6 protein-coding genes and 1 pseudogene are annotated in these 7,184 nt (G+C 55.0%); 3 read left to right on the plus strand and 4 right to left on the minus strand.

The window, feature by feature from the left end; translation table 11 throughout:
- Positions 1-939: 939 nt before the first annotated feature.
- Positions 940-1,992, minus strand: a complete 1,053-nt coding sequence (gene xerC / locus OI69_RS02785) for a site-specific tyrosine recombinase XerC (protein ID WP_039345887.1) — start codon at positions 1,990-1,992, stop codon at positions 940-942.
- Between the two features lie 33 nt (positions 1,993-2,025).
- Positions 2,026-4,908 (minus strand): DNA primase, encoded by a 2,883-nt coding sequence (locus OI69_RS02790; RefSeq protein WP_039345890.1) that lies wholly within the window; start codon positions 4,906-4,908, stop codon positions 2,026-2,028.
- Between the two features lie 98 nt (positions 4,909-5,006).
- Here OI69_RS02790 and OI69_RS02795 point away from each other — a divergent pair, with 98 nt between their 5' ends.
- From OI69_RS02795 to OI69_RS02805, 3 genes are all read left to right on the plus strand, one after another.
- Entirely contained in the window at positions 5,007-5,402 is a 396-nt protein-coding gene (locus OI69_RS02795) for a helix-turn-helix domain-containing protein (RefSeq protein WP_039345894.1), read from the plus strand.
- An 81-nt stretch (positions 5,403-5,483) separates the two neighbouring features.
- The gene (locus OI69_RS02800; protein WP_039345896.1) at positions 5,484-5,813 is read left to right on the plus strand and encodes a SymE family type I addiction module toxin; all 330 of its coding nucleotides are present in this window, start codon (positions 5,484-5,486) and stop codon (positions 5,811-5,813) included.
- Positions 5,810-6,154 (plus strand): SymE family type I addiction module toxin, encoded by a 345-nt coding sequence (locus tag OI69_RS02805; protein ID WP_039345899.1) that lies wholly within the window; start codon positions 5,810-5,812, stop codon positions 6,152-6,154. Before OI69_RS02800 ends, OI69_RS02805 begins: the two co-directional genes overlap by 4 nt.
- A gap of 88 nt (positions 6,155-6,242) precedes the next feature.
- On the opposite strand, the gene OI69_RS02810 is transcribed toward OI69_RS02805, so the two are convergent.
- Complete coding sequence (locus OI69_RS02810; RefSeq protein ID WP_039345902.1) at positions 6,243-6,830, minus strand: hypothetical protein; 588 nt, start codon at positions 6,828-6,830, stop codon at positions 6,243-6,245.
- Positions 6,802-7,184, minus strand: a pseudogene (locus OI69_RS19020) (hypothetical protein); the annotation flags it as partial. The gene OI69_RS02810 and the pseudogene OI69_RS19020, both read right to left, overlap by 29 nt.

Here is a 7,184-nt window from a genome sequence, read left to right on the forward strand (position 1 = left end):
TGACACGGTCGTACTTTTTAGCGCACTTAACCTATTGATGCAACGTGCTTTTTAAGTCACGTTTTTCGCCAGTTTAACACCGCCTTAACCCCAACACCCCGACGCGCACTTTTACCCCCGGACACGCTACCGCCATGCTGTGACTTCCCTGTCTGCCTGTGCCACATCATAGCAGCGGCGGCAGCCGCTGCCATTAGTCGTTTTGCCTTTTGGGGTTTACCACGACAACCCGCCCGGCTTCCGCAACTCGCTTGGGGAAGCCGGGCGGGTTCTGCGGGTGCGGGCGGTAAAGAGTCCGCAAGCGTCGGCCTGCGACGCTCTGTTGCACGGTGCAGGAGGGAGCGGCGGGTTTGCATGACCACGCCACACCGGGGCGGGTAGCGGAAGCTGGCGAGCGGGGAAGGAGCAAGGAGCCTGCCGACTGCGACCCCGCGCAGCCAGACGCAGCCGGGCGGGCATGAAGCCGTTAAGCGCCGTGACGAAGGAACGGCTTCTGCTTTGGGGTTGATGTTGACGTTGACCGAGTGTTGACGCCGGAGCCTCCGCCGCCAGGGAAGGCGGCCACACCGTCAGAGCCTGGGAAGCACGCCGATGTCCGCAGCAGAGGTGAGCGCCGCGAACCTGTGCGCCACACCATGCCCAAGCGCCGAACCCCGGCGGCCAGCCGCACACCGATGCCGAAGCGGCCCGCAGCGCGCCCTTGCGCCAGACGGCGCCGACATAATGTGTGTTGCGCGCAGGTTGCGTTCAGCAACTTGCGCGTAATGCCACATTATGTTGAATGACGTTCGGCCAGCAACGTGACCAACAGAGAGCGCCATTGTCTGGCGCTGGCCGGGCGACATTTACCGCCGGAGCGCCTTAGCTGAACAAGGCAGTAAGCCCGCAGGGACGAGGGCTTTCTGCCCTGCACCGTCCTGCGGCTTTGAAGGGAGTGAGCTACTTTTCTGTTGCGTCCGGCTGCTGCATGGCGTCCGGCTTAGGTTCGTCCGGTTTGCGTTTCCGTCGCGCTTTCTTTTTCCGCTCCGCTGGGTGCGTCTTCTCATGCACCTGTTTCAGATGACCGATCGCCACACGGGTATATATCTGCGTCGTCTCCAGCTTCTCATGACCTAAGATAGCCTGGATGTGTCGCGTATCTGCCCCACGCTCCAGCATTTGTGTTGCCATTGAGTGCCGGAACAGGTGACACGCCCCGGCTTTCTTCAGATGCGCATCATCCCGTATTGCACGGCCTGCCAGTATCGTCAGCGTTGACCGTGCCAGCCGCTTGCCCCATATCGTCACGAACAGATAACCGCTGTCGTGTTTTGTCGTCAGTCGCGGCCTCACTGCGTCCAGATAGCGCTGTACCCAGACCAGCGCACGCAGGCCAACCGGCACCACTCTGTCCTTGTTCCCCTTACCCTGCCGGACAACAAGCACCCCGCGCCCCACGTCCACATCGGCCAGCATCAGCCCGGACAGTTCGCTGCGCCTTAAGCCCGTGCTCCACAGCATTTCCAGCACGGCACGGTTACGCAGTCCGGTTAATGTGTCGGTGTCCTGCGCGTCCATCACCGCTTCGGTTTCTTCCTCGCTCAGTATCTGCGCCGGAAGCCGTTTCTCCGCTTTCGGCAGCGTCATCTGTTCAGCCGGGTTGTACAGGATATGGTGGCGTTGCAGCAGCCAGCGGAACAGCATCCTGATGGCAGTCAGGCGGTTAAGCTGACCGCCCTGTGCCAGCGGTTTACCGTCCGCCTTGCGGTAGCCATGAAGATAACGCTGATAGCCTTCCAGCACCGACAGACTCACCTGTGCCGCCTGTGTCATGCCCCTTTCCTCACACCACGTCACGAACGGGCGCAGCCGTTCACTGTAGGATTCTACTGTGCGCGGGCTGTGGTTCGTGGCGCTCAGGTGCTCAAGATACGCCATCATGTACTGACGTAATGTCTGTGACAGGCTGCTAAGGTAAGTGGCTTCGGGTGTCGGGGCTTTGGGCTTGGTCATGGCGGCGCGTCCTGCGAAGTGAGAAGAAGGGAACTACGATGTGATGCGCTTATCTGGCTTTGCCGGAACAGTGATTTTGCCGTTAACCCGACCGGATGATGCAGAACCCTTGCTAGCACTGGCTTTAACAGCGATTGCCTTGTCCGACCGACCACCGACTGCACCCCGACCAGAGGCCGACTGCTTTTCACCTACCCCCGACCGGACGGAGTCGTACTGACCTTTCTCGGTTATTTCTACCGTTTCCAGTACATCGATAAGGCCGCACAGGTGCGCGTTATCAGCCTGCGCATCACCGTCGAACAGCAGTTCATAGCAGAACGTCAGCCCCCGCTTGTGCAGCATCAGGTATTCCAGTTCAACCAGTCGGGCAAGGTGGATTTTCAGTTGTGTATCGCCCCACTGCACCACATCCCGTAGCTGTTTGCGGGTGAAGTGGTATTCCGCTTTCAACTGACCGCTCTCCGCTATCCAGCCCTGTATCAGCAGCAACAGCTTCCGCGTCTGCGGCGGCATCTCGTCCAGCGTCCGGCCAAGGATTTCATGGGCTAACCGATTCGCCAGCACGATATCCGAGCGCTCAACCTCGATGTATTCGATAACCGTGCCACGGTGCTCTACCGTCTTTACCTCCCGCTGATACTGGTGCAGCAGCGCGATAGACTGGATTAACGTCAGGTACTTCATATGGTCGCGGCGCGTGCGCGTCTTGTCGCTCAGGAACGTAAGCTGTGACGCGAACGGGTTCACCACCTTTAACGGTTTCAGTAACCGTTGGGCATTCTGATGCAGTTCCGTCAGATAGCCTTTCTCGTTCTCCATCAGCAAGCCTTCCAGCGTTTGTTTGTGGCGCTGCAAGGCGTGGATAGCTTCCGTTTGTTCGCGGCTCTCGTTCACGGTGAGAACCAGACAGCGGTTAAGTAGCTCTTCATCCACATCGATGGCGGTTGTCGTCAGCATCAGCATCACCGGGCCTTTCACCGTGTACTGCTTCGTCACCAGATTGCCTGTGGCATCATCCTTGCCCGTACTGGCGATGGTCAGTTCTCCATCCGACTGCAACAGCTTCAGCGCATACGCCGCCTGCCGTACCCCCTCCTCTTCCGCGATGGCGAGGATTTTATGCTGGAGATTGGTTTCACCCAGATAGAACAGACTCTGGCCTGTCATCGCCGAGTATTGCAGCCGTTCTTCCGGCGGGATGAGATTAAGCACGGCGTCCATCAGGCTGGATTTCCCCGCTGCCGAACTGCTCTGGATTAACACCGCTAACGGCCTGTCCAGCTTGCGCGACACTGCCGCCAGATAACCCGCCACTAAGTTAACGGACTCCCCCACCACGCCACACGCCGCAAGGTCATCCGTCAGTCGGCTAATCAGGTTCGGGTCACGCAGCAACGCCAGCGCCTCCGCTTTGGCGTCATCATCCAGTTCAGGAACACTCTCACCGTTCGTTTTCGGCTGGCTCAGATGATTCTCTAGTGCCAGCAGCACCTGCCCTAAGCGCTGTTTGATGTCGCTTTCCGCTAACCCTAACTCACTCGCAGCCAGCCGCGCATACCCTGCCCGGCTCCGCGCACTCATCATGTCCACGCTGTCCGCGAACACCACGCCGCTTTCCGTGTCCAGCACCTGCGCGTTCACCTTCATCACGCCGCTACCCGCTTTCACTGACGCCATGCCCCGGATGCGCCATTGCTGGCCGGATAAGGTGATTTCAAGCTCACCGTTCGGCAGTGCTTCAACCACAACCCCGGCAGCTAAGGAAGAGGCGGGTTGAGGTAAGGATTCAGGCTGTGGCTCAGCGTCGTTTTCAGGCTCTGCACTGACGGCTTCCCCCATCGGCATCGCCCCGTCAACCAGTAACCCGAACGCCGCTTCCGGCTCCGCCACCTTGCACAGATACCCGTTCGCATCCATGCCCGCCGGGAACACCACACGGAACGGGGCGATACCGTCAGCAGCTAAGGACTCCGCCAGTTTCACTGCCCCTTCATCCCCTGCTGCGTCGTTATCGAACGCGATCAGCACCTGTTTTACGCCGTGGCGGATAAACGCTTGCCGCATCTCATCGGTGAACCCGTTCACGCCATACGCCGCCGTCACGTTACGGTAGCCTGCCACCCAGAACGACATCGCATCGATGAGCGATTCACACAAGATAACGGACTTACTGGCGACCAGTGCCTGCTCGTTCCACACCCCGCCGTGTGGTCCCGGCAGATACAGGTGATTTGGCGTTCCGGCACGCAGACGGTCACCCACCTTGCGCCCGTACAGCTCCCGCACCTGACCGTTAAGGTCGATAACCGGAACGACTAACGACCCCGCCAGATGCTCATGGCCGCTGGAACGCAGCACCCCGATGGCCTGCAACTGGCTGCGAACGGTTGCCCCGTCTTTCAGTTTGCTCGACGGTAGACGGTAGCCCAGCGTCCGGTTAGCGAACCCCAACTTAAAGGCCGCGACTAACTCAGGATGATTGAGGCGGCGCTTTTCCAGATAGGCGATGGCCTCCGGCGCGTTCAGCAAGGTGTGGTGATAGAACTCCGTAACGCGATGCAGCAACGCCTGCCTTTCCTGTTCATTAGCGATATCGGTAACAGGCGGCAACGGTGCAGCGGCGGGTATGCTACCCAGTTCACCCCGCAGCTTATCGACCGCATGAGGCAGGCTTAACCCTTCCGTCTTCATCACCCAGTCCAGCACCGAGCCGCCTGCATCACAGCCGAAGCAGTGATACAGGTTCTTTTCCGGGCTGATAACACAAGACGGCGTGTTCTCCTGATGGAACGGGCACAGCACCACGAAGTCCTTGCCGCGCTTCACCACCTTTCTTCCCTGACCACGCACCACTTCAACCAGTGACACGGCGGCTTTCAGGTGCTGCAACTCGGATTCGGGGATGCGTGCCATATCGGGTTCCTTACAAAAATGCGTCAAGGTCATTATTGACCTATATAATACAGGTCAATATAATACTTTCAAGGGTCGATTTTAGAAGGGCGTTTATCATGCAGGACAAACAACTTAACTGGCTTTGTTTCTCCATGACTGATTTTGGTAAACGTCTCGCCTCGCTGCGTAAGGCAAGGCAACTCACCCAGATTGAGCTGGCTAACCTGCTGGATATTCAGCCTCGTATGGTCGGGCGCTGGGAACAGGGACAGGTCAAGCCACAGTTTGATTACATCATCAAGCTGGCTCAGATTCTGGAAGTCAGTATTGACCATCTGCTGTTAGGGGAAGACGGCACCGCCACACCCGTTTTTGATATTAAAAACAAGCGGCTAAAAGAGCTGTGTAAACAGGTGGATGCACTCCGAACCGAAGATCAGGACGTGATTTGCCATTTTCTCGATATGGCCATCACTCAGGAGAAGGTTAAGCAGGCAATGAAGGCAAGATAATACATTGATAATTAACGCGACGTTACCGTGCTACCAACACGATAACGCCGCTAACCACAAGCAACTAACAAGGAGTTGACTATGGCTGACGCGCATTCTACGCCAGATACCACCATTTTTAAAATCGCTCAGGCCGAACGCTTTACCCGCGTCGGTTATCGACCGATTAAGGGCAACCACGCTACGCCCGCTATCAACATCGCCGGGCAATGGCTGAAGGACGCCGGATTCTCCACCGGACAACCGCTGAAGCTGCGCATCATGCCCGGCTGCATTGTCATCACCACGCAGGATATCCATGAACTCTGGGGCAACCTGCAAGCCCTCAGCATCGCCCCGTTTGATGAACGAGCCGCCGCAAGCTGGCTGAACCGCTTCCCCGGTGGCCTGAACGTGGAGGGCGCACGATGAGCATCAGATACGCTTTCCAGAACGGTGACTTGCCGGAGCTGACGTTAACGGGCGACGAACTGGCGCAGGCAGGCTTTACCGCCCATACGTTGTTCCGTATCCAGCTTTACCACAATGGGCTGGTGCTGACACGACTCGATGAGGATACCGATATCGCCGCGCTGATGGCTGAACTGGATGGCAACGAAGCGGAAGGCGCGGATTGGATGAGTGACAACGGGGAACTGACACTGGCGGGCGACTGTCTCACCCTGAGCGGGTTACTCAGTCAGTCGTTAATGATTGAGGGGCTGCCCGGTAAAGTAACGATTCGGGCAGAACAGGGGACTATGCTGGCGTAATAACACAAGCCGCTAAAAATAATAAAGCCGGAAGGATCGTTGATCGCTTCCGGCTATAAAATAACACTGATATAGTGCTTAATAAAAATCACATAAGGATGTTAAAATCATCATTTCCAATAAGAGAATTCAAAAATGACTTACAAACCGCATCATCCTCACCAAGGGATATAATACCAAAACCTATATCACCATGAGGATATATTGCCAACTTCAACTCCAAATTAATCATAAAAAAAACCTGACCTAGCACACCCCCATGCCCCATAATTAACCTACAAATATTTATAAAATTATCATTATCAAAATGCAGACTTAATGAAGATGCAGGCAAAGGAATCTCACCATATAAATAACTTTCAAAATCATCACTCAGAGGTTTCAAATAATTATTAACCTTAGCATCGTCATATACATCCCCATATTCTTCCAATATACCACCATCAGTCTCCCTTTCATCATCAAAAGACAAAGCTGACAGAGCAAAAAAACCATCCCAATGAGGAGAAAAAAAATTACGCACTATTTCTATAGAGTCATCAATCAATGAAATTGCAAATGAAGATTTTTTTTCAAAACAACCAACCCATTTATTTGATGAACTAAAAGAACTAAAATTAATATCAACCAAGTTAAAATTAAAACTATTACTTGTCAATTTTAATGATTTTTCCATCACTCATCCCCACCGTAATCTTTTTACTTGGAGTAGGTGCATTTTTCCCTATCCCAACCTTCCACTCCCCAAGTTTATCGCTGTGAGTGGTATTACTCTTACTCCATATTTCTCCTGTATTTTGATTTTTATAATCACCACCTCTTATTCTTGTAAAATCTTCAGGATGTGACGATGGAGTACGAACAATATCGCCGACCTCAGCAGAATTAACCTTTTTCTTTGAATTATCTAAATGACTTGTCCCGGGACATCCGGCAGGAGCCAACCCCAGCGGATCAACCCACTCCAATGGGTTATGCACATACCCTTGCGGCCTTATCCCTCCCGCTAACCCTATCGGGTCATAGGGAC

The sequence above is a fragment of the Pectobacterium fontis genome (genome assembly GCF_000803215.1).
Lineage (GTDB): Bacteria > Pseudomonadota > Gammaproteobacteria > Enterobacterales > Enterobacteriaceae > Pectobacterium > Pectobacterium fontis.